Below are 22,661 nucleotides of genomic sequence, written 5' to 3' on the forward strand. Positions count from 1 at the left end.
GCAGTATAGGAGCATTGCGCATGGGAACAAAGGGCGCACCGGCGCCATTTACCGGCTAACCCTCCCATTGTCCCGGAGACCGACATGCGCTTCGCTTTCCCGCTCGCCGCCGCGCTCGTCCTCGCCGCTGCCAATACCGCCGGCGCGCAGACGCTGCCGCCCGACCGCGGCCCTGCCTACGTGGCCGATCAGCCGCCCCGCCAGAGTCCCGCCATGGGGCTGCGCAGCATGGACAAGGATGGCGACGGCGCCGTCAACCGCCAGGAATTCCTGGCCGCCCATCAGGGCGCCGACGACCGCTTCGCCCGCATGGATATCGACAAGGACGGTTCGGTCACCCGCGAGGAATTCCTGGCCGGCGCCCAGCAGCGGCGCGGCGCCTATTTCGACGCCATGGACGCCAACAAGGACGGCACCATCACCCGCGCCGAGCTGGACGCCAAGCGCACCGCCATGTTCGACGCCATGGATGCCGACAAGGACGGCCGCATCACCGCCGACGAAATGCGCCGCCAAGGGGGCCGCCAGATGCCGCAGCAATCGCAGCGGCCGGAATAAGGGGGGGTAGGAATAGGTTCACCACGAAGACACGAAGGGCACGAAGAAGGCACAGAGAAAAAACATCCTTCTCTGTGACTCCTCTGTGTCTCTGTGGTTAATCCCCCGGCGGGTTCTGACGGGGTGATACCTCGTCGCGCCCAATACCCGTCGTCCCCGCGCAGGCGGGGACCCAGGGGTGCACCGACAGCGTGTCCGCGACTGGGGGTGTGAAAAAATGGATTCACCACGAAGACACGAAGGGCACGAAGAAGGCACAGAGGAAAAAAACATCCTTCTCTGTGTCTCTGTGGTTATTCCCCCGGCGGTTCTGACGAGACAGGATTACCACGGTCCCCAGACACACCAAACCCCGCGGGCGGATCAGCGCTCATCGCGGGGTTTTGGGTTCGGGCCGCGCGGCCCATGTATTCGGCTCAGGGCCGACAGTAGAGAGTCAGTGATGTTAAAGTCGCAGATGCCATATTAGGCGGCATCCTTACTGTAACCCGGCGGCGTCATGCCGTCTGCATCCTCCTGACCGGTTTCGCGGCTTCGGGTGAAGCTTGACGAGGTGCCGGTTCACTAGAGACTGACTGCGGGCGACTGCCCATACCCTCCGTCTTTTCTACGTGCCCATTATCCACCGATGACGGAGCGATGTCAAGATTCCGGAGTGGCGGCCGCTCAGTCCACCAGCTCCGCCACCTTCTCGTCCTTGCCCGGGCCTTCGACGATGTCGAACACCAGCTTGTTGTCGGCGACATCGACCTTGACGATGCCGCCCTTGGCCAGCTTGCCGAACAGCAGTTCCTCGGCCAGCGGCTTCTTGATGTGCTCCTGGATGACGCGGGACAGCGGGCGGGCGCCGAACTGGCGGTCGTAGCCGCGCTTGGCCAGCCAGGCGCGGGCGGCCTCGGTCAGTTCGATGGCGACGTCGCGGTCGCCCAGCTGGGTCTCCAGCTGCATGACGAACTTGTCCACCACCTGGGCGACGATTTCCTGCGACAGCCCGGCGAAGGCGATGGTGGCGTCCAGGCGGTTGCGGAATTCCGGCGTGAACATGCGCTGGATCGCCTCCTGGTCGTCGCCCTCGCGCATTTCGCGCTCGAAGCCGATGGCCGGCCGCGCCATGTCGGCGGCGCCGGCATTGGTGGTCATGATCAGGATGACGTTGCGGAAGTCGACGTTCTTGCCGTTGTGGTCGGTCAGGCGGCCGTGATCCATCACCTGCAGCAGGATGTTGAAGAGGTCGGGATGGGCCTTTTCGATTTCGTCCAGCAGCAGCACGCAATGGGGATGCTGGTCGATGGCGTCGGTGAGCAGGCCGCCCTGGTCGAAGCCGACATAGCCGGGCGGGGCGCCGATCAGGCGCGACACCGAGTGCCGCTCCATGTATTCCGACATGTCGAAGCGGGTCAGCTCGATCCCCATGATGCGGGCGAGCTGGCGCGCCACCTCGGTCTTGCCGACGCCGGTGGGACCCGAGAACAGGTAGCAGCCGATGGGCTTCTCGGGCTCGCGCAGGCCGGCCCGGGCCAGCTTGATGGCGCCGGCCAGCGCCTCGATGGCGCGGTCCTGGCCGAACACCAGGGTCTTGAGGTCGCGCTCGAGGTTCTTCAGTGCCTCCATGTCGTTGAGCGACACGGTCTTGGGGGGGATGCGGGCGATCTTGGCGACGATCTCCTCGACGTCCTTCACCGTCACCGTCTTCCTGCGCTTGGATTCGGGCAGCAGCATGCGCGCCGCGCCGACCTCGTCGATGACGTCGATGGCCTTGTCGGGCAGCTTGCGGTCGGTGATGTACTTGGCCGCCAGCTCGACCGAGGCCTTGATGGCGTCGGGGGTGTAGCGGACCCGGTGGTGGCTTTCGTAATAGGGCTTGAGGCCGTTGAGAATCTTGATGGAATCCTCGACCGACGGCTCGTTGACGTCGATCTTCTGGAAGCGCCGCACCAGGGCGCGGTCCTTCTCGAAGTGGTTGCGGAATTCCTTGTAGGTGGTCGAGCCGATGCAGCGCAGCGAGCCCGAGGCCAGCGCCGGCTTCAAGAGGTTCGAAGCGTCCATGGAGCCGCCCGAGGTGGCGCCGGCGCCGATCACCGTGTGGATCTCGTCGATGAACAGGATGGCGCCCTCGTAATTCTCCAGCTCGTTCACCACCGCCTTCAGCCGCTCCTCGAAATCGCCGCGATAGCGGGTGCCGGCCAGCAGGGTGCCCATGTCGAGCGAGAAGATGGTGGCGCCCTTCAGGACGTCGGGGACCTCGCCCTTGACGATGCGCCGCGCCAGCCCTTCGGCGATGGCGGTCTTGCCGACGCCGGGGTCGCCGACGTAAAGCGGGTTGTTCTTGGACCGCCGGCACAGGATCTGGATGGTGCGCTCGATCTCGGGCTCGCGGCCGATCAGCGGGTCGATCTTGCCCTGCAGCGCCTTCTTGTTGAGGTTGACACAATAGGCGTTGAGCGCGTCCTGGCCCTTCTTCACCACCTTCTCCGGCTGTGCTTCCTCGTCGGCGCCATGGACCGGCCGGCTCTGGCTGCGGCCGGGGGCCTTGGCGACGCCATGGCTGATGTAGTTGACGGCATCCAGCCGGGTCATCTCCTGCAGTTGCAGGAAATAGACGGCGTGGCTCTCGCGCTCGGAGAACAGGGCGACGATGACGTTGGCGCCCGTCACCTCCTCGCGGCCCGAGCTCTGGACGTGGATGGCGGCGCGCTGGACCACCCGCTGGAAGCCGGCGGTGGGCTTGGGTTCGACGCCGCGCGCATTGACCAGGTCACCGAGCGAGCCGTCGACGAATTCGGTCAGATCGTGGCGCAGCTTGTCGAGATCGACGTTGCAGGCCCGCAGAACGGCGACCGCATCCTGGTCCTCGGTCAACGCCAGCAGCAGGTGTTCCAACGTCGCGTATTCGTGGCGGCGTTCGGAGGCATAAGCCAGGGCTCGGTGCAGGCTTTGCTCCAGGTTACGCGACAGCATGGGGCGGCTTCCTTCCGGGGCTAATCCTTTTCGATGGTGCACTGCAGCGGATGCTGGTTCTGCCGGGCCAGGTCCATGACCTGGGTGACCTTGGTCTCCGCCACCTCGTATGTGTACACGCCGCAGATTCCGACGCCGCGGGTATGGACGTGCAGCATGATGCGCGTCGCCTCCTCGCGGGATTTCGAGAAGAACCGTTCGAGCACGTGGACGACGAACTCCATCGGGGTGTAGTCGTCGTTCAGCATCAGCACCTTGTACATGGACGGCTTTTTCGTCTTCGGCCTGGTCTTGATGACCACGCCGGTCTGGTTGCCGTCGTCGTTGTGCCGGTCGTCTCGTTGGTCGCTCATGGTATCCGCATGCAAGGGTTTCGGCCCTGGTACACGCCTATAATATTGGGCGGAAGCGCCTGTCGAAAAGGGCCTCGTGCGGGATCGATGGTCGAGCCCGAAAAAAGATCGTCCAGCCAATGCCAAACGGCCCGGAGGAAGGACCCCGTCGCCCCCGAAACGCCAAATGGCCCGGCGGATTCCTCCGCCGGGCCATGGGGGCCGACTTTTGTCGGATACGGTCAGGCCGCCGACTTGACGAAATTGTCGACGGTGGCGTTGACGCGGGCGTTGATCGGGGCCAGGGCCTCCTCGGCCAGCTTGACCGACATGTCGGTCAGGCGGGTGCCCTCGGTGACCATGCGGTCCATCTGGGCCTTGGCCAGCGAGGTCTGCAGATCGACCAGCTCGCGCAGGGTCTTGGCGCCCAGCAGCTGCTTCGAGACGGCCATGCTCTCCTCGATGCTCTCCTGGGTCAGGCCGATGACGGTCTTGCCGATGTCCTGCAGGCCCTTGGTCAGCACCTGGCCGGCCTTGACCACGGCATCCATGGTCTCCTTGGCCGAGGCGACGCCGTCCTCGTAGGACTTGAACGCCTGGGTCTGCGCCTTCACGGCGCTCTCGACCTGGTCCTTGGTCAGGGCCACGGCCTTTTCGTAGCCCTTCGAGGCGACGTCCTGGGACACCTTGACCACCTGCTCGACGGCCTCCTTGCTGACGGTCACCGCCTGCTCGATGGTTTCCTTGCCGGCGGTCACGGCCTGCTCGATGTGCTTGGCGGCGTCGGTGGCGGCCAGCGGAGCGGCGGCGGCGCGAGTCGCGGCGGTGGGGGTCGCGGCGGCGGGGGTCGCGGCGGTGGGGGTCGCGGCGGCGGGGGTCGCGGCGGCGGCCGAAGCGGTGGCGGCCGAAGCGGTGGCCTTCACTTTCGCGGTAGTCATCGGGAACGCACTCCTTGGATTCTGTCGTCGGTCGGAATGGAGCGCCTCATACGCCCCCATGGGCCTATGTTGCAGCGCAGCATAGGCATAATGAGGCAGATGCCGACCCGGAGTCAATACGACTTTGTGCAGTGCAACAAAGGCGTAATGCTGTCCCCCCTTACCAGCCGCCCAGGCCGTTTTCGCCGACCTTCAGGGTGAAGGTGGTGGTTTCCAGCCGCTTCGCCCGATCCTCCAGTTGCGGATCGAACGGCACCGGCCCTGCCGCCGCCACCGGGATTCCGGTGAAGTCCAGGCCGAACAGGACCTTGTCGAAGGTGATGGCGGCGAAGGCCGGCGACGGGTGCTTCCAGGCGGTGAAGCCGTAGCGCCCGCCCCGGCAGGTGGCGGCGGTCCAGTGATAGGACCGCGACGGCAGTTCCAGGCCCACCGGCGGCGGCGCGAACACGCCGCTGGCGGCGAAGGCGGCGACCAGCCCGTGATAGCTGGCCTCGTTCAGCTGCACCCGCTCCTCGCGGGCCCGCGACGGCGCCATCGGGTCGTCGAAGGACAGCCGCCCCATGCCGCCCGGTTCCACCACCTTCACCGACAGAACCCGCCTGAGGGAATCAACTTCGTACATCCTAAGCTGCTGGTCATAGAGTCCGGTGTAGACCACGCGGAAGCGGTCGGGGGTGCCGGCCTGGCAATTGGCGCGGATATCCTCGCCTTCCAGGTAGGAATACCAATGAAACTTGCGGACGGCCGGGTCGCCGATGTCGCCACCCCGGTATGTGCATCCGGCCAGCGCCGAAAAGGCGAGCACAACTGCAGTCATACGCGAGAACCATAGGGACATGGACATCGATCATGCTCCATCGGGCATAGGGATTCGCGCCGGCTCCTTCGCGCCGCCCGCCGGGATATTCTGGAACCCCGCACGAGCGCTGCCTGCCCCCGAAAAATCACAGCCCACGGGCCTGCGCAAACTGGACACGCTTTTGCAATTTCTTTATCGTGCGTGGCTACTCTAATCGAAGTCGGCTAACGAACGGAAGGTCGAGAACGTGCGCGCGACCCGGGGCCTCGCTGGATTCGTCCTTACTCTTCTCGTTTGCGCGGCCGCCGCCGCCGGATTCGCGCCGGCCGCCGAGGCGGCCCCGCGCGAAAGCCGCTACGCCGCCATCGTCGTCGATTTCGACAGCGGCGACGTGCTGCACGCCGTCAATCCCGACCGCCAGTCCTATCCGGCCTCCCTCACCAAGGTGATGACGCTGTACCTGCTGTTCGACGCCCTCGAAAGCAGGAAGGTGTCCCTGCGCACCATGCTGCCGGTGTCGTCCCACGCCGCCGCCCAGGCCCCGTCCAAGCTGGCGCTGCGCCCGGGCGACCGCATCGCGGTCGAGGACGCGGTGCTGGCGCTGGTCACCAAGTCGGCCAACGACGTCGCCGTGGTGGTGGCCGAGGCGCTGGGCGGCAGCGAGGACGAGTTCGCCGAGATGATGACGCGCAAGGCGCGCCAGCTCGGCATGAGTTCCACCACCTATCGCAACGCCTCGGGCCTGCCCGATTCCGGCCAGATCTCGACCCCGCGCGACCAGGCCCGGCTGGGCCGCGCCCTGATCCGCGACCACGGCGAGCATTACCACTATTTCTCGACCCGCCAGTTCAAGTGGCGGGGCCAGCCCATCAGCACTCACAACCGCCTGATGCTGCGCTACAAGGGCGCCGACGGCATCAAGACCGGCTACATCAACGCCTCGGGCTTCAACCTCATCGCCTCGGCCAAGCGCGACGGCAGGCGCATCGTCGGTGTGGTGTTCGGCGGCGACACCGCCGGCTGGCGCGACCGCCAGATGGCGCAAAACCTGGACAAGGGCTTCGCCCGCCTGAAGGGCGGCATCGACATCCGCTCGGCCCAGGTGGAGGAGGAGGACCGCCAGGACCTCGACCGCCTGATCGCCTCGGCCAAGACCGGGCCGCAGGACCGCAAGGGCAAGGTGGTGATGGCCGCCGCCCGTCCGCAGGACGACGAATCCCGCGGCGCCGGCGATGCCGAGCCGGATTCGTGGTCGGTGCAGGTGGGCGCCTTCTCGGCCTACAAGCCGGCGCACAAGGCGGCCAGCGCGGCGGCCAAGAAGCTGGGCGGCCTGGTCAGCCGCGCCACCATCGACGTCGATAAGGCGGGATCGGGCAAGAAGGCGCTCTACCGCGCCCGCCTGTCGGGCTTCACCGAGGACCAGGCCCTCGCCGCCTGCAAGCGCCTGGCCAAGGCCAAGAAGGACTGCAAGGTGGTCCAGCCCAGCGCGTGAGAACGCGCCTGCGCTTGCCCGCGCGTGAGAACGCGCCTGCGCTTGCCCGCGCGTGAGAACGCGCCTGCGCTTGCCCGCGCGTGAGAACGCGCCTGCGCTTGATTGACCGATGGTTTCCGCCCATTCTGGCATCGACTGCGGTTTCCCACCCAGACGAGCCTTGCGATGTCCACCCGGGTCTTCTCCGACCATGCCGCCTTGGCCGATCTGTGCCGCCGCCACCTCATCCGGCGGCTGGCGCTGTTCGGGTCGGCGCTGAAGGGAACGGCCAGCCCCGACAGCGACGTCGATCTGTTGGTGGAATTCGAGCCCGCCGCCAGGCCGAGCCTGCTGACCATGGCCGAGATCGAGATCGAACTGTCGCCCTTGCTGGGGGGGCGAAAGGTCGATTTGCGCACGCCTCAGGACCTCAGCCGCTATTTCCGCGACGACGTGGTGGGGGCGGCGGAGGTCCAGTATGAGGCCCGATGACCTCGTCCGTCTCCGCCACATCGCCGATCCGCTGAACGCGGTTGTCCGCTTTGCCTCGGGGCGGTGCCGGGAGGATCTCGATGGCGACGAGATGCTCACCTTCGCCCTGCTGCATGCGATCCAGGTGGTTGGCGAGGCGGCCGCCAAAATAAGTCCGGAGGCCCGTGCCGACCATCCGGATGTGCCCTGGGCGGCGATCATCGGCATGCGCAATCGCCTCGTGCACGCCTATTTCGACGTCGATCACGACATCCTGTGGACGACGGTCGCCGACGCGGCACCCCGGCTGCTTGCCCAGGTCACCGAACTTCTCATCGGCGCGGAGCGGCGCGACCCGTCATAGCAAACACAACTGCGCCACCGGGGCGAAGCTTCGCCGGTGGTGGGGGGTCGGGCCGAGCCGGCGCAGGGCGTCCAGGTGTTCGGCGGTGCCGTAGCCGGCGTTGCGCTCCCAGCCATAGCCGGGGAAGTCCCGCGCCAGCTCGGCCATCAGCCGGTCGCGGTGGACCTTGGCCACCACCGAGGCGGCGGCGATGGACAGCGACTTGCCGTCGCCGCCGACCACGCAGGTGACCGGGCAGGACAGCGGCGGCGGGCGGTTGCCGTCCACCAAGGCGTGGTCCACCGGACGGCCGAGGGCGGCCAGCGCCCGCGCCATGGCCAGGAAGGTGGCCTTCAGGATATCGGTGGCGTCGATCTCGGCGACGCTGGCCTGGCCCAGGCCGACGGCGCAGCGGGCCAGCACCCGTTCGGCCAGCGCGTCGCGCCGCCGGGCGCTCAGCTTCTTGGAATCGTCCAGCCCCTCGGGCGCGGTGGCGGAATCCAGGATCACCGCGGCGGCCACCACCGGTCCGGCCAGCGGGCCGCGCCCGACCTCGTCGATGCCGCAGACCACGCCGCCCAGCCGGGTCTCGAAGGCGAGGTCAGGAGGCATCGGCGGCTCGTCTCCTGGGCGGCAGCAGCTTGCGCGGGGCGGCCAGCAGCCGCGCCACCGCCCCCGCCTCGCGGCCATAGACGGCACCCAGCAGGCCGCGCAGGGTGGTGGCGCCGTCCTCGGCGACCCGGTGCAGGCGGCGCATGGTGAACAGCCAGAACGGCGACAGCACCAGCGACAGCACGGTGACCGCCACCACCAGCTTGGTCTCGGTGGTGGTGATGAGCTTGGCCGCCTTGCCGATCTCGGCCAGCAGGAACGAGAATTCGCCGATCTGGGCCAAGGCGGCGCCGGCGAAGAAGGCCGAGGTCCAGTCCTGGCGCAGCAGCCGCAGCGCGGCGACGTTGAGGATGGTCTTGAACAGGGTGACCATCAGCAGCAGCAGCAGCACCTGGCCCAGATGCTTCCAGATGAAGCGGAAATCCAGCAGCAGCCCGATGGACAGGAAGAACACCATCAGCAGCACCGCCTGCACCGGCTCGGCGCTTTTCAGGATGGTCTCGCGCTGGGTCGAGTTGCCGATCACCACCCCGGCCAGGAAGGCGCCGTAGGCCGGCGACAGGTCCATCAGGCCCGACAGGGCGGCGGCGCCGAAGCACCAGGCCAGCGCCATCAGCGGCCCCAGCTCGGTCGATTTGGCCAGCCGCTCGGTCACCGGCACCTTCAGCTTGCCCTTGACCAGCAGCCAGAACAGGGCGGCCAGGAAGGCCACCGAGAACACCACCCGGGCGACGTCGATGGGCAGGATGCCCTTCTTCTCGAGGCTGCCCAGGAACAGCATCATGGGCACCACCGCCATGTCCTGGGCGATCAGGATGCCGACGATGGTGCGGCCCACCGGCTTGTCCAGGTCGCCAGAGCTCTCCAGCATCTTGATGACCACGGCGGTGGACGAGACCGCCACCGCGAAGCCCAGCACCATGGCCAGGCCGAAGCTCCAGCCCAGCAGCTGGCGGAACAGCAGCGCCGCCCCCACCGAGCCGGCGATCTGCAGCACGGTGACCACCAGCGCCACCCGCCAGCCCTGGAGGAAGCGCCTGAGATCCAGCTCGATGCCGACCACGAACAGCAGCATCAGCACGCCGAACTCGGCCAGGGTGGCGATGGCGTCGCGGTTGTTCACCAGGCCGAAGCCGGCCGGTCCCAGCACCACGCCGGCCAGGATGTAGCCGACGATGGCGGGCTGCTTCAGGCGGCTCATGATCACGCCGCAGACCAGGGCGGCCAGGGCCACCAGGGCGGCGGAGGTGAGTTCGGGGTGGTGCAGGTCCATGGGCGGGCTTTAGCCGAAAGAGGTGGCGGGAATGTGGCGGCTCACCGCTCGCCCACCTCGGGCGCCAGCAACACGTGCGCCATCAGGCGGTCGACCGGCGAGAAGTCGTCGGTCAGCACCGGCACCCCGGCCTCGCCCACCCGGGCGCGCACCTGATCGTCCCGGAGGCGCAGCCAGTGGCGGTCCAGGAAGTCCGACGCCCGCACCAGCGCCACCTCGGTGGGGCGGTCCGAGGCGACCACCAGATAGGTCACCCGCTCGCCCTGGCTCATCTCGTCGCCGTCCACCCAGACCTCGACGGCGGCGAAGTCGCGCCACAGGGTCTTGAGCAGGGCGAACAGGAATTTCGGGTCGTGGCGCGCCTCGATGACGTTGATGGCGTAGAAGCCGCCGGGCTTCAGGCGGGCGGCGATCTCGGCGTGGAACTCGGCGGTGACCAGATGGGGCGGGATGCCGATGTCGTGGAAGGCGTCGCCGAACACCACGTCGAACTGGGGCTGGCGCGGCAGCGATTGCAGCGCCACCCGTGCGTCGCGGTGGTCGACCACCAGGCCGTTGGCCTCGGGCTTCAGCCACAGCCGGTCGCGGGCGATGCGGGTCACCGCCGGGTCGATCTCGGCGACGTGCAGGTGGGGGCGCCCGAAGCGCTCGGACCAGGCGCGCGGCAGGGTGAAGGCGCCGCCGCCGATGAAGTAGGCCGACAGCGCGTCGCGGCCGAAGCGCCGCCGCGCCAGCTCGTCGGCGAATTGCAGGTACGAGGAATAGAGCAGCCTGGGCTCGGCGGCGTCGTTCATGCCGTGGCCGAGGTGGTCGAGCACCAGCACCGCGCTTTCGCGCCCGCTCTGGGGGCGGAAATCGGCGACCCGCAGGCAGTAGTAATCGCTCTCGACGGTGCAGGGGGTGCGGAACGCCTCGACCGGGCGGCCGGCCAGGACCAGCAGGCCGGCTCCGGCATTGACCGCCACCGCGACGGCGATCAGCCGGCGGCGGCACCCGACCGCGAACAGCACGGCGAGCAGGCCGTAGATGGCGGTCACGATCAGGATGGTGCCGGTCGAGCCGATCCACGAGATGAACAGGTAGCCGGCCGACAGGGTGCCGAGGATGCTGCCGGCGGCGCCCAGGGCGTACATCCGCCCGATCACCCGCCCGGCATGGGGACGGTCGGAATCCACCGCCAGCTTGGTCAGCACCGGCGACACCACCCCGGCGAACAGCGAGGGCGGCAGGAACAGCAGCGTCGCCAGGGTGACGATGGCCGCCACCGGATGCAGCCCGCCCTCCAGCAGCGGCTTGGCCGCCAGCCGGATCAGCGGCAGCACCGCCAGGGTCGACAGCGCCGCCAGGGCCAGCACCAGGGCCAGGCGGAAGCGGGCCGAGGCGGGGTCGGCGGCGGCCTCGGCCTGGCGGCCGCCGATCCAGTGGCCGATGGTCAGCCCGGCCAGCACCACCGAGATGATGGCGGTCCAGGTATAAAGGCTCATGCCCACATAGGGCGCGATCAGGCGGCCGGCGACGATCTCCACCACCAGGGCGGCGGCCGAGACCAGGAACAGGGCGGCGCCGTAGCCGGCCTGGAGCATGCGCGAGGGAGGGGCGGGGCTGTCCATGGGGCAAAAAAGCAGAAGCAGGGTGAACCGGAAGATTATATCATCGCGGCATCATACACGATGGGTGCTGCCATGCGCGTGCTGTTTGCCGTTCTCGCCATCGCCCTTGCCGCCGCGCTTCCCGCCCGGGCCGGCGATACCAGGATCGCCGATCCCAAGCCCGGCTGGGACAATCCCAGGAAGGTGATGCTGCAGCTCACCTCGGACGAGCCCCGGCACGTCAACAACGTGCTCTACAACGCGGTCAACGTGCTCGACTTCTACGGCCAGGACAACGCCAAGGTGGCGATCATCGCCTATGCCGCCGGCGTGCGGGCGCTGCTGAAGGAGTCCTCGCCGGTGGCCGAGCGGGTGGCCTCGCTGAAGGATTACGAGGTCGAATTCGTCGCCTGCGGCAACACCCTGAAGACCATCGGCAAGACCGAGAAGGACCTGCTGCCCGGCGTCACCGTGGTCACCGCCGGCATTCCGGAAATCATCGAACGCAAGATGACGGGGTGGCACTATATCACCCCATAAGAAATCACAGGGAGGATGGTCATGAAGCGATTCGTTCTGGCCCTCGCCGCGCTGCTGCTGGCGGCGCTGCCGGCCGCCGCGGCCGAGAAGTACCAGGCCAAGCTGGGCGATGACGGGCTGCACAAGCAGCCGTGGTTCGTCAACAGCTTCCTCGACCTCAAGGAGGACCTGGCCGACGCCACCAAGGCCAAGAAGCGCCTCGCCATCATCTGGGAGCAGAAGGGCTGCCCCTATTGCCGCGACGTCCACACCGTCAACCTGGCCGACGACAAGATCCGCGCCTACGTGAAGGACCATTTCGCGGTCATTCAGCTCAATCTGTGGGGCGACCGCGAGGTCACCGACTTCGACGGGCAGGTGATGTCCGAGAAGGAGCTGGCGCGCAAGTACCGGGTCAACTTCACCCCCACCGTCCAGTTCTTCCCCGAGACCCTGGCCGAGATCAAGGGCAAGAAGGGCGAGGAGGCCGAGGTGGCGCGCATGCCCGGCTATTTCCGCAACTTCCACTTCCTCGCCATGTTCGAGTACGTGTGGGAGAAGCGCTACGCCAAGGGCCAGGAATTCCAGCGCTACATCCTGGAGAAGTCGGCGGCGGCGCAGTAGCGGGGGAGCGAACGTCCCCATAGGCGCTTATATAACGCTCCCTCCCCCGGCTTGCCGGGGGAGGGTCGGGGTGGGGGCCGACGGCGCAGCCGGCGGATGCATCCCTCGTCGCTGCGCTCCTCCGGCCCCCCTCCCGACCTCCCCCCGCGCTGCGCACGAGGGGAGGGGGCTTCGGTTGGCGCCGATGGGGGTCACCCCGCCAGCGCGCCGGTCACCATGCCGGCGACGATCTCCACCAGTTCGGGCTCGGCGCCCAGGCCGGCGGACAGGACCACCCGGCGGCCATCGACGGTGACCGGGCCGGTCTGGCCGGCGGTCAGGCCGAACAGCGGCGGGATGTCCTGGCTGGCGTGCATGCCCTGGGCCACCAGCAGCGGCAGCACCACCACGGCGCCGGGGGCGACCAGGTCGCGCCAGCCGGTGGCCAGCGGCTCCTGCTCGAGGAAGGCCAGCGCCACCTCGGCGAAATGGTTCATGGCGGCGATGGCTTCGGCGATGGCGCGCGGGGTGGCGCCCGAGCCGCCCGGCCGCGACGAGCCGTGGGCGATCAGCAGCAGGCGGGTGGCGGCCGGGTCCATGCCGGCCGCCGTCGCGGTGCCCGAGGCGCGGCAGGCCATCACCCCGGGGATGCGGGGATGGCCGCCGGCCGCGGCGGTGTAACGGATGAGGCGCCCCGGCCGGCGGGTGACGGCGCCGTCCAGCCCCATGGCCCGGGGGATCAGGGTGTCGGTGTAATAGCCCTGGCCGGCGAAGACCGGCACCACCACCACCTCGGCGGCCTCCAGGCCGTCCAAAGCGTGCTCCAGCCCCGGCTCCTGCTTCATGAAGGCGGCGCGCACCTCGGTCCACGGGCCGCGCGCCCGCAGCGCCTCGGCCAAGGCGAGGACGGGGGCGGCACTGTCGGGATGGCGGGCCGAGCCGTGCCCGACCAGGACGATCGCGGCCTGCCGCCCGGCCGCCATCAGAGCGCGGCCTCGGCGGCGGCGCCGTCGTGCTCGTGGCAGAACCAGTCGAGCTGGCCGGCCAGCGACACCACCTTGCCGACGATGATCAGGGTCGGCGCCTTCAGCTCCACCGCCGCCGCCAGCTCGGGCAGGGTGGCCAGGGTGCCCAGCACCCGGCGCTGGCGCGGGGTGGTGCCGTTCTCCACCGCCGCCGCCGGCATGTCGGCGGGCAGCCCGGCTCCCATCAGCTCGGCGGCGATGTGCGACAGGTTGGTCAGCCCCATGTAGATGACCAGGGTGCATTCCGGGTCGGCCAGCCTGGCCCAGTCGTAGTCCAGCGTCTTGCCGTCGCGGAAATGGCCGGGCAGCAGCCGCACCCCCTGCGACAGGCCGCGATGGGTGAGCGGGATGCCGGCATAGGTGGCGCAGCCCGAGGCCGAGCTGATGCCGGGCACCACCTCGAAGGCGATGCCGGCGCGGGCCAGCACCTCGGCCTCCTCCGAGCCGCGGCCGAAGACGAAGGGGTCGCCGCCCTTGAGGCGGACCACATTGCGGCCCGAGCGGCCCAGGCCGACCAGCAGCTCGTTGATCTCGTCCTGGACCAGGTGATGGTGGGCCAGCTGCTTGCCGGCATAGATGCGGGTGGTGCCGGGCGGCACCAGGGCCAGGATCTCGGGACTGACCAGGCGGTCGAACACCACCACCTCGGCATTGGCGATCAGTCGCGCCGCCTTGACCGTCAGCAGGTCGGGATCGCCCGGCCCCGCCCCCACCAGATACACCTTGCCCTGCGGCATCCTCGTGTCTCCTTGCTCCCCGCGGCGGCGCCGTCTGGCGGGCGCCTGCCGTATCACGGCCGCCTAATATATGGAAGTTGGCGACGGTGATACCAGAGGATTTGCCGTGCCGCCGCGACGCCCCCCTTTCCTTGGGCGCGGCCGGGCGCTACCTTCGCGCCATCCTTGCCATCCGGGGCCCGTCGTGACCGCTGCCCAGCCGCAGACCTCGCACCGCCACAGCCACCGCCGCCGGCTTTCGGCGCGCCGGTTCGTGCACCACGCCCTCGGCGGCGAGGGCCACGAGGATGCCCTGGTGCGGGCCATCAACTGGTTCCTGATCGCCATGATCGTGCTCAACGTCGTGGCGGTGGTGCTGGAATCCATCGAGGAGCTGTCCATCGCCCACGGGCCGGCCTTCCATGCCTTCGACCTGTTCTCGGTGGCGGTGTTCTCGGTCGAGTACCTGCTTCGCCTGTGGACGGCGGTGGAACTGCCGGACCGGCGCTACCACCACCCGGTGCTGGGGCGGCTGCGCTGGATGATCTCGCCCATGGCGATCATCGACCTGCTGGCGGTGCTGCCGTTCTATCTCGGCATGTTCGTCGAGATGGATCTGCGCGCCATCCGCGTCCTCAGGGTGCTGCGGGTGTTCAAGCTGGGCCGCTATTCCATGGCCATGGGGGTGATGGCGGCGGTGGTGCGCCAGGAATCGCGGGCCATCGGGGCCGTGCTGTTCGTGATGCTGGTGGTGCTGGTCTTCACCTCCAGCCTGATGTACCTGTTCGAGCACCGCGCCCAGCCGCACGTCTTCAAGGACATCCCCACCGCCATGTGGTGGTCTGTGGTGACGCTGACCACGCTGGGTTATGGCGACATGGTGCCGGCGACGCCGCTCGGGCGGGTGCTGGGCGGCATCACCGCGGTGCTGGGGGTGGGAATGATCGCCCTGCCCGCCGGTGTGCTGGCCTCGGGCTTTTCCGAGCAGATGCGGGTGCGGCGCCAGGAATACCGGGAGGCGGTGGAACGCGCCCTCGAGGACGGCTCCATCAGCCGCAGCGAACGCCGCCAGCTCGACGACGTGCGCCTGTCCCTGGGCCTGTCGGACGAGGATGCCGCCGCCATCCTGGAACGGGCCGCCAGGCGCCCCCACGCCTGCCCCCATTGCGGCGAGGCCATCGATCAGGACGCACCCCCCTAGGCCATTCCGCATCCGTAGCCTCATCCTGAGGAGCCCCCCCCTGGGGGGCGTCTCGAAGGATGCGGCCCGAATGAGACCTGTCTTGGCGCCTATGACCCGCAATCCCCCAGCCGCGCCAGCAAATCCTCGGCGAAGGTGGACAGGGTGTCGTCGCGCGCCCCCATGACCACCACGCGGTCGCCCGGGCGGGCGAGCGCGAGCAGGCGCTGCCCGCAGGCGGCGCGGTCGGGCAGGTGCTCGGCCCGGCGGCCGGCGGCGGCGATGGCCGAGACGATGTCGGCGCTGCCGACGCTGCGATCCACCGTGCCGCCGAAATAGACCGGGTCGGGCATCACCAGCACGTCCTCGGCCGCCATGCGCCCGGCCAGGCACGCCACGAAGCCGTCCCGCATCAGCTTCAGCGGTCCGAAGCCGTGCGGCTGGAACAGCAGCAGCAGGCGGCCGGGGAATTCGTGCAGGGTGTCCAGGGTGGCGGCGATCTTGTCCGGGTTGTGGGCGAAGTCGTCGATCACCGTGACGCCGGCGGCGCTGCCCACCGTCTCCAGCCGGCGGCGGATGCCGGTGAACCCGGCCAGGGCGGCGGCCGCCTCGGCCAGCCCGATCCCGGCCGCCCGCGCCGCCGCCAGCGCCGCCAGGGCGTTGGCGACGTTGTGCCGCCCGGGCACCTGCAGGCGCACCGGCACCACGGCGCCGCCCGTGTCGCGCACGGTGAAGGCGATGCCGTCGCGGGCCGGGACCAGGTCGGCGCCCAGCAGGTCGGCGGCCGGGTCGGCCAGCGACCAGGTCAGGCGCCGCTCGGCGGGCAGCCGGGCGGCCAGCAGGGCGGTCTCGGCATCGTCCAGGTTGACCACCGCCAGCCGCGCCCTGCCGAGGAAGTCGCCGAACAGCCGGCGCAGCTCCTCCAGCGACTTGTGGTCGAGGGCGACGTTGTTCAGCACCGCCACGTTGGGGCGGTAATGGGCGATGGAGCCGTCGCTCTCGTCGACCTCGGCGACGAAGGCGCCGCCGCCGCCCACCAGGGCGCTGGCGAAGGGGAAATCGGCCGAGACGAAGTTGTTCATCACCGCGCCGTTCATCACCGTCGGATCGGCGCCGGCCCGGTGCAGGATCCAGCCGATCATGCCGGTGGTGGTCGATTTGCCGCTGGTGCCGGCGATGCCGATGCCGGCGGGCGCCGCGTTGAACAGGCGGGCCAGCAGCTCGGCCCGGGTCGTCATGGCGGCCCCCAGGGCGCGGGCGGCCTGGACGTCGGGCACGGTGTCCTCGACCGCCGCCGAGGTCACCAGCACGGTGCCGGCCCCGGTGACGCCGCTGCCGTCCTGGGGAAACAGGGCGATGCCGCGCCGGCGCAGGAAATCGAACTTGGCCGCGGTACGGCCCTGATCGAGGGACCGGTCCGAGCCGGCCACCCGGTGGCCGCGCTGCTGCACGATCAGCGCCAGCGGCAGCATGCCGCTGCCGCCGATGCCGCAGAAGAAATAGAGGCTGTCTGGCTCCATCGGCCGAGGCTACAATCCGGGGTCGGGGCCATGCAAGCCACAACAGGGAGGATCGATGCGGATCGGAGTGGTCGCCCCCAGCTGCCGCGTCGCCCCCGACTTGCCCGCCCGCCTGGAGGCCCTGGCGGACGGGCTGTACGGCGGGCGCCGGCCCGAGATCGTCTTCCACCCGCAATGCTTCCTGTCCCACGGGCATTTCGCCGGCACCGATGGCGAGCGGGCGGCGGCCTTCGTCGCCGTCGCCAACGATCCCGGCTTCGACGCCCTGTGGTTCGGCCGCGGCGGCTACGGCTCGTTCCGGCTGGCCGAGGCGGTGCTGCCGGCCCTGGGTCCGGCGGCGCGGGACAAGGTCTATCTCGGCTACAGCGATGCCGGCTTCCTGTTGGGGGCGCTTTACGGCGCCGGCATCGGCCGGGTCGCCCACGGCCCCATGCCGGCCGACCTCAACCGCGACGGCGGTGCCGCGGCGGTGGCCCGCGCCCTGGCCTTCCTGGTCGATGGCGATTCCGGCGCGCTGGAGCCCTCGCTGGTACGGGGAAGGCCGGCGGCGGCCTTCAACATCACCATCCTGTCGCACCTGATCGGCACCCCGTACCTGCCCGATCTCGCCGGCCACGTGCTGATGCTGGAAGAGGTGTCCGAGGCCATGTACCGCATCGACCGCGCGCTGGGCCAGATCACCAGCACCCCCGCTTTGCGGCGGGTGGCCGGGCTGATGCTGGGCCGCTGCTCCGACATTCCCGCCAACGACCCGGATTTCGGCGCCGACGAGGAGCAGGTGGCGAAGGCGTGGTGTGTGCGTTCCGGCATCCCCTGGGCGGGGCGCGCCGACATCGGCCACGACGCGGCAAACCGGGTGGTGCCGTTCGGGAGGTGGCGTCCCGGTTGACAGGGCAATCGGGCGAAGGAAGGTCGTCTTGCATGTTGGCAGTCATTCCCGCGCAGGAGGCACGCCTGGCAGGTCAAGACCGGGAGCAGCAGCCTGGACACCTTGTCCGGTGCGGCCTTCAATGAGATCCGTGTTCCTATGAAGGACTGCCGACGAGTCGGCCGGATGAAGCTCGGCCGTGACGCCAACATATTGAAGTAGCGTATAAAAATGTGTTGGTACCGTAGCCCGCAAGGGGGGCGGGGAGGGCGACTCGTACTCCCCTCCCCTTGATGGGGTTGGGGGCGGGGTGAGGCCGCACACTCAGGCGCCGACGCGGTTCGCCCCCACCCCGGCCCTCCCCCGCGTGCGAAGCACGCATTGTTGGAAGGCGGGCTTCGCCCGCAAGGGGGGAGGGAGAGGGGGACTCGTACTCCCCTCCCCCACCAGGGGGGAGGGAGCACGCCCCCTAGCTATTCGCCCCCGGCTTCCAGCGCAGCACCGGTGTCCTTGCCGCCAGGGTTTCGTCCAGGCGGCGGCGGGGGGTGAGGCGGGGGGCCGCCTTGAACTCTTCCGCCGCGCCGGCCTTGGCCTTGTCGGCCAAAGCGCGGATCACGGCGATGAAGCCGTCCAGGGTTTCCTTGGATTCGGTTTCGGTCGGCTCCATCAGCAGCGCCCCGTGCACCACCAGCGGGAAGTACATGGTCATGGGGTGGAAGCCCTCGTCGATCAGCATCTTGGCGAAGTCCAGGGTGGTCACCCCGGTGTCCTTCAGGAAGCGGTCGTCGAACAGGCATTCGTGCATGCAGGGGCCGTCGAAGGACGGGCTCAGCACGTCCTTCAATTCTGCCAGCAGGTAATTGGCGTTCAGCACCGCGTCGGTGGAGGCCTGGCGCAGGCCGTCGGCGCCCATGGACTGGATATAGGCCAGCGCCCGGACGAACACCCCGAACTGGCCGTGATAGCCCTTCACCCGGCCGAACGGTTTCGATTCAGGCACTTCCGCCGCGTGCTCGACGAGGTGCAGGCCGCCCGCCCCGTGCACCACGAAGGGCAGCGGCGCGTACGGGGCCAGCTTCTCGGACAGCACGGTCGGGCCGGCGCCGGGGCCGCCGCCGCCGTGGGGTGTGGAGAAGGTCTTGTGAAGGTTGATGTGCATGGTGTCGATGCCGAGATCGGCGATCTTCACCCGCCCGACGATGGCGTTGAAATTGGCGCCGTCGCAATAGAAGAAGGCGCCGGCGGCGTGGGTGGCGGCGGCGATGTCTATGATGTCGCGCTCGAACAGGCCGCAGGTGTTGGGGTTGGTGACCATGATGCAGGCCACGTCCGGCCCCAGCTTGGCCTTCAGGGCGGCGACGTCGACGCGGCCCTGGTCGTCGGCCGGGACCGGATCGACGGTGAAGCCGCACATGGCGGCCGAGGCCGGGTTGGTGCCGTGCGCCGATTCCGGCACCAGCACGCGGCGGCGATGGCCCTCGCCGTGATCCTCGTGATAGGCGCGGATGGCCATCAGGCCGCACCATTCGCCATGGGCACCGGCGGCCGGGCTCATGGCCACCGCCGGCATGCCGGTCAGCTGCTTCAGCCACCAGGCCAGCTGGTCGATGACCTCCAGGGCGCCCTGCACGGTGGCCTGCGGCTGGAACGGATGCAGGTCGGCCAGCCCGGTCAGGCGGGCCATCTTCTCGGACAGGCGCGGGTTGTGCTTCATGGTGCACGACCCCAGCGGATAGAAGCCGGTGTCGATGCCGTAATTCTTCTGGCTCAGGCGGGTGTAGTGGCGCACCACCTGCGGCTCGGACAAATCGGGCAGGCCGATGGGGGTGGCGCGGCGCAGGCCGGCCAGGCGGTCGGCATCCACCGGTCCCGGCTCGGGCAGGTCGATGGCGACGCGGCCGGGGGCGTTCATCTCGAAGATCAGCGGCTCCTCGATGGCGAGGCCGCGATTGCCGGAGAAGGTGGTGACACCGTCGGCCATGTCAGAGCACTCCCTGCAGGGCGGCGACCAGCGCGTCCATGTCCGCGTCGGTGTTGGTCTCGGTGGCGGCCAGGATCAGCACCGGGTGCAGCTCGGGCCAGTCGGGATAGAAGCGCGAGGCCGGCACGCCGGCCAGGATCCCCTTGGCGGCCAGGGCATCGACCACCGCGGCGGCGTCCTTGTCCTCGCCGAGATGGACGGCGAATTCGTTGAAATAGCTGTCGGGCAGCACCTTCACCCCCTTCAGCCGGGCCAGCTTGCCCTCCAGCCGCACGGCGGCGGCATGGTTCAGCTCGGCCAGCCGGGTGAAGCCGGTCTCGCCCAGCATGGTCAGGTGCATGGTGAAGGCCAGGGCGCACAGGCCGGAATTGGTGCAGATGTTGCTGGTTGCCTTCTCGCGGCGGATGTGCTGCTCGCGGGTCGACAGGGTCAGCACGAAGCCGCGCTTGCCGTCCACGTCCACCGTCTGCCCCGCCAAACGCCCGGGCATCTGGCGCACGTACTTGTCGCGGGTGGCGAACAGCCCCAGGCCGGGGCCGCCGAAGGACAGGCCGACGCCCAGGCTTTGCCCTTCGCCGACCACGATGTCGGCGCCCATGGCGCCCGGGGGGGCGATCAGGCCCAGCGACACCGGCTCGGCCACCGCCACCACCAGCAGGGCGCCGGATTCGCGGCAGGCGGCGGCCAGCGGGGCGAGGTCGCGGACATGGCCGAAGAAGCCGGGATTCTGGACCATGACGCAGGCGGTGGCGGAATCCACCCGGCCCATCAGGTCTTCCATGGCCAGCGGGTCGGGGGCCAGGGTCTCGGCCGCCATGTCGGTGTATTTCAGCGCCGTCTCGGTGGTCGAGCGGTAATGCGGGTGCAGGCTGCCCGACAGGATCACCTTCTTGCGCTTGGTGACGCGGCAGGCCATGGCGGCGGCCTCGGCGCAGGCGGTGGCGCCGTCGTACATGGAGGCGTTGGCCACGTCCATGCCGGTGACCAGCGCCACCTGGGTCTGGAACTCGAACAGGTATTGCAGGGTGCCCTGGCTGACCTCGGGCTGGTAGGGGGTGTACGAGGTCAGGAACTCGCCCCGGGTCAGCAACTGGTCGATGGCCGCCGGGATGTGGTGGCGGTAGATGCCGGCGCCGATGAAGAAGGGGGCGCAGCCGGCCGACAGGTTCTTCATGGCCATGCGCTGGAAGGCCCGTTCCACCTCCATCTCGCCCTGCGCCTTGGGCAGGTCGAGGGGGCCGGGCAGGCGGGCGGCGGCCGGGACGTCGACGAACAGGGACTCGACGTCCTTGGCCCCGATGGCCGCCAGCATGGCGCGGCGGTCGGACTCGGTATGGGGCAGGTAGCGCATGAAGGGGTGTCCTTACTCCAGGCCCTTGACGTATGCGTCATAGGCGGCGCGGTCCATCAGCTGGTCCAGCTCCGCCGGGGCCGACAGGGTCAGCTTGTAGAACCACGCCTGGTCCTCGGGGCTCTCGTTGACCAGGGCCGGCTGGTCGGCCAGGGCGGCGTTGCCCTCGGTGACGGTGCCGGAGACCGGGGAATAGACCTCGGACGCCGCCTTGACCGATTCCACCACGGCGGCATCGTCGCCCTGCTTGAGGACGCGGCCGGCCTCGGGCGGCTCGACGAAGACGATGTCGCCCAGGGCGTGCTGGGCGTAATCGGTGATGCCGACGGTGCCGGCGCTACCCTCGACCTTGATCCACTCGTGATCCTTGGTGAAGCGCGTGGTCATGGAAGTCTCCCCTCAACCTTTGAAATAATGGTGCGGAACGAACGGCAGCGGCGCCACCGCGGCCTCCAGCGCCTTGCCGCGCACCATCAGGCGCAGCGGCGTGCCGGGGGCGGCGAAGGCGGCGGGGACGTAGCCCATGGCGACGGGGCCGTCCACCGAGGGGCCGAAGCCGCCCGAGGTGACCTCGCCGATGACGGTGCCGTCCAGGTCGGTGATCGCGGTATGGGCGCGGGCCGGGGCGCGGCCCAGGGGCCGGATGCCGACGCGCAGGCGCGGCGCCCCCTCGGCCAGCTGGCGGGTCACCGTGTCGGCGCCGGGATAGCCGCCCTGCTCGCGCCGGCGCTTGCCGATGATCCAGGCGATGGCGCCCTCGACCGGGGTGGTGGTGGTGTCGATGTCCGAGCCGTAGAGGCACAGCCCGGCCTCGAGCCGGAGCGAATCGCGCGCCCCCAGCCCGATGGGCTTGACCCCGCCCAGGCCGAGCAGCAGGCGGGCCAGCTTCTCGGCCTTGTCGGCCGGCACCGAGATCTCGTAGCCGTCCTCGCCGGTATAGCCCGAGCGGGTGATCAGGCACGGGATGCCGGCCACCCCGGCCTCGCGGATGGTCATGAAGGGCTGCGCCTCGGCGCCGTCGTACAGGCCGGCCATCACTTCGGCCGCCTTGGGCCCCTGCAGCGCCAGCAGCGCCCGGTCGGCCAGCACCCGGATGTCGGCGCGGCCGCCCAGCCTGGCCTGAAGATGGGCGAAATCGGCATCCTTGCAGGCGGCGTTGACCACCAGGAACAGCTTGCCCGGCGCCAGCTTCGAGATCATCAGATCGTCGAGGATGCCGCCCGCCTCGTTGGTGAACACCGAATAGCGGGTGCGTCCCACACCCAGGCCCTTGATGTCGCCGGGGACCAGTTCCTCCAGCAGGGCGGCGGGGTCGTCGGCCTCGATGGTCGCCTGGCCCATGTGCGAGACGTCGAACAGGCCGGCGGCCGAGCGGGTGTGCAGGTGCTCGCCCAGGACCCCCTGGGGGTACTGCACCGGCATGGCATAGCCGGCGAAGGGCACCATCTTGCCCCCCAGCTCGCGGTGCAGGGCATCCAGCGGTGTGGTCAGCAGCGTGGTCTCGGGGTCGCTCAACGGTTCCTCCCGGCAATCGGAGTCGCACTTCGGGCACAA

At 69.3% G+C, this 22,661-nt stretch carries 22 protein-coding genes; 8 read left to right on the forward strand and 14 right to left on the reverse strand.

The genetic code is table 11. The features are described from left to right. Positions 1-84 precede the first annotated feature (84 nt). Complete coding sequence (locus tag MTBUT4_RS17610; protein WP_173981011.1) at positions 85-558, forward strand: EF-hand domain-containing protein; 474 nt, start codon at positions 85-87, stop codon at positions 556-558. 666 nt (positions 559-1,224) lie between these two features. Here the strand turns inward: MTBUT4_RS17610 and clpA are convergent. The 4 genes from clpA to MTBUT4_RS17630 form a co-directional block, all read right to left on the reverse strand. Continuing rightward, positions 1,225-3,516 carry an ATP-dependent Clp protease ATP-binding subunit ClpA gene (gene clpA, locus MTBUT4_RS17615; protein WP_173981012.1) on the reverse strand — a complete coding sequence of 764 codons (2,292 nt, stop codon included), beginning with the start codon at positions 3,514-3,516 and terminating at the stop codon, positions 1,225-1,227. 20 nt (positions 3,517-3,536) lie between these two features. Continuing rightward, a complete protein-coding gene (gene clpS / locus MTBUT4_RS17620; protein WP_173981013.1) occupies positions 3,537-3,869 on the reverse strand; it encodes an ATP-dependent Clp protease adapter ClpS in 333 nt (110 codons plus the stop codon). Between the two features lie 221 nt (positions 3,870-4,090). Beyond that, the gene (locus tag MTBUT4_RS17625; RefSeq protein WP_173981014.1) at positions 4,091-4,786 is read right to left on the reverse strand and encodes a phasin family protein; all 696 of its coding nucleotides are present in this window, start codon (positions 4,784-4,786) and stop codon (positions 4,091-4,093) included. A 160-nt stretch (positions 4,787-4,946) separates the two neighbouring features. Then, positions 4,947-5,603, reverse strand: coding sequence for a hypothetical protein (locus MTBUT4_RS17630; RefSeq protein WP_254434918.1), 657 nt, complete (start codon positions 5,601-5,603; stop codon positions 4,947-4,949). Positions 5,604-5,832: 229 nt separating this feature from the next. Here MTBUT4_RS17630 and MTBUT4_RS19850 point away from each other — a divergent pair, with 229 nt between their 5' ends. The 3 genes from MTBUT4_RS19850 to MTBUT4_RS17645 all read left to right on the forward strand — a co-directional run bounded on the left by MTBUT4_RS19850 (position 5,833) and on the right by MTBUT4_RS17645 (position 7,891). Next, complete coding sequence (locus MTBUT4_RS19850) at positions 5,833-7,077, forward strand: D-alanyl-D-alanine carboxypeptidase family protein (RefSeq protein ID WP_173981016.1); 1,245 nt, start codon at positions 5,833-5,835, stop codon at positions 7,075-7,077. A gap of 165 nt (positions 7,078-7,242) precedes the next feature. Next, a complete protein-coding gene (locus MTBUT4_RS17640; RefSeq protein WP_173981017.1) occupies positions 7,243-7,548 on the forward strand; it encodes a nucleotidyltransferase family protein in 306 nt (101 codons plus the stop codon). Continuing rightward, positions 7,535-7,891, forward strand: coding sequence for a DUF86 domain-containing protein (locus tag MTBUT4_RS17645; RefSeq protein ID WP_173981018.1), 357 nt, complete (start codon positions 7,535-7,537; stop codon positions 7,889-7,891). Before MTBUT4_RS17640 ends, MTBUT4_RS17645 begins: the two co-directional genes overlap by 14 nt. On the opposite strand, the gene MTBUT4_RS17650 is transcribed toward MTBUT4_RS17645, so the two are convergent. Genes MTBUT4_RS17650 through MTBUT4_RS17660 form a run of 3 tightly spaced genes read right to left on the reverse strand, consistent with a single transcriptional unit; the run spans position 7,886 to position 11,365 of the window. Beyond that, positions 7,886-8,482, reverse strand: a complete 597-nt coding sequence (locus tag MTBUT4_RS17650) for a ribonuclease HII (protein WP_173981019.1) — start codon at positions 8,480-8,482, stop codon at positions 7,886-7,888. The two genes, MTBUT4_RS17645 and MTBUT4_RS17650, sit on opposite strands and share 6 nt — an antisense overlap. Next, a complete protein-coding gene (magA, locus tag MTBUT4_RS17655; RefSeq protein WP_173981020.1) occupies positions 8,472-9,755 on the reverse strand; it encodes an iron transporter MagA in 1,284 nt (427 codons plus the stop codon). Before magA ends, MTBUT4_RS17650 begins: the two co-directional genes overlap by 11 nt. Before the next feature lie 41 nt (positions 9,756-9,796). Beyond that, the gene (locus MTBUT4_RS17660) at positions 9,797-11,365 is read right to left on the reverse strand and encodes a fused MFS/spermidine synthase (RefSeq protein WP_173981021.1); all 1,569 of its coding nucleotides are present in this window, start codon (positions 11,363-11,365) and stop codon (positions 9,797-9,799) included. A gap of 72 nt (positions 11,366-11,437) precedes the next feature. On the opposite strand from MTBUT4_RS17660, the gene MTBUT4_RS17665 reads away from it, so the two are divergent. Next, positions 11,438-11,884, forward strand: a complete 447-nt coding sequence (locus MTBUT4_RS17665; RefSeq protein ID WP_173981022.1) for a DsrE family protein — start codon at positions 11,438-11,440, stop codon at positions 11,882-11,884. A gap of 21 nt (positions 11,885-11,905) precedes the next feature. After that, on the forward strand, positions 11,906-12,487 hold the full coding sequence (locus tag MTBUT4_RS17670) for a thioredoxin family protein (protein WP_217424203.1): 582 nt from the start codon (positions 11,906-11,908) through the stop codon (positions 12,485-12,487). A 191-nt stretch (positions 12,488-12,678) separates the two neighbouring features. On the opposite strand, the gene MTBUT4_RS17675 is transcribed toward MTBUT4_RS17670, so the two are convergent. Beyond that, a complete protein-coding gene (locus MTBUT4_RS17675) occupies positions 12,679-13,449 on the reverse strand; it encodes a CbiX/SirB N-terminal domain-containing protein (protein ID WP_173981024.1) in 771 nt (256 codons plus the stop codon). Further along, positions 13,449-14,228 (reverse strand): uroporphyrinogen-III C-methyltransferase, encoded by a 780-nt coding sequence (gene cobA / locus MTBUT4_RS17680; protein WP_173981025.1) that lies wholly within the window; start codon positions 14,226-14,228, stop codon positions 13,449-13,451. Before cobA ends, MTBUT4_RS17675 begins: the two co-directional genes overlap by 1 nt. Before the next feature lie 184 nt (positions 14,229-14,412). Here cobA and MTBUT4_RS17685 point away from each other — a divergent pair, with 184 nt between their 5' ends. Beyond that, a complete protein-coding gene (locus MTBUT4_RS17685) occupies positions 14,413-15,408 on the forward strand; it encodes an ion transporter (RefSeq protein ID WP_254434919.1) in 996 nt (331 codons plus the stop codon). Positions 15,409-15,497: 89 nt separating this feature from the next. Here the strand turns inward: MTBUT4_RS17685 and MTBUT4_RS17690 are convergent, their stop codons facing one another. After that, positions 15,498-16,907, reverse strand: coding sequence for a glutamate ligase domain-containing protein (locus MTBUT4_RS17690; protein ID WP_173981027.1), 1,410 nt, complete (start codon positions 16,905-16,907; stop codon positions 15,498-15,500). A 55-nt stretch (positions 16,908-16,962) separates the two neighbouring features. Here MTBUT4_RS17690 and MTBUT4_RS17695 point away from each other — a divergent pair, with 55 nt between their 5' ends. Then, a complete protein-coding gene (locus MTBUT4_RS17695; RefSeq protein WP_173981028.1) occupies positions 16,963-17,796 on the forward strand; it encodes an LD-carboxypeptidase in 834 nt (277 codons plus the stop codon). A gap of 448 nt (positions 17,797-18,244) precedes the next feature. Here the strand turns inward: MTBUT4_RS17695 and gcvPB are convergent, their stop codons facing one another. From gcvPB to gcvT, 4 genes are read right to left on the reverse strand one after another with little or no spacing between them, the layout of a single operon-like run. Then, on the reverse strand, positions 18,245-19,756 hold the full coding sequence (gene gcvPB, locus MTBUT4_RS17700) for an aminomethyl-transferring glycine dehydrogenase subunit GcvPB (RefSeq protein WP_173981029.1): 1,512 nt from the start codon (positions 19,754-19,756) through the stop codon (positions 18,245-18,247). A gap of 1 nt (position 19,757) precedes the next feature. Continuing rightward, entirely contained in the window at positions 19,758-21,107 is a 1,350-nt protein-coding gene (gene gcvPA / locus MTBUT4_RS17705; protein WP_173981030.1) for an aminomethyl-transferring glycine dehydrogenase subunit GcvPA, read from the reverse strand. Between the two features lie 12 nt (positions 21,108-21,119). Further along, positions 21,120-21,494, reverse strand: a complete 375-nt coding sequence (gene gcvH, locus MTBUT4_RS17710; RefSeq protein ID WP_173981031.1) for a glycine cleavage system protein GcvH — start codon at positions 21,492-21,494, stop codon at positions 21,120-21,122. 12 nt (positions 21,495-21,506) lie between these two features. After that, on the reverse strand, positions 21,507-22,622 hold the full coding sequence (gcvT, locus tag MTBUT4_RS17715; RefSeq protein WP_173981032.1) for a glycine cleavage system aminomethyltransferase GcvT: 1,116 nt from the start codon (positions 22,620-22,622) through the stop codon (positions 21,507-21,509). Positions 22,623-22,661: the final 39 nt, after the last annotated feature.

The sequence above is a fragment of the Magnetospirillum sp. UT-4 genome (genome assembly GCF_902729435.1).
Lineage (GTDB): Bacteria > Pseudomonadota > Alphaproteobacteria > Rhodospirillales > Magnetospirillaceae > Magnetospirillum.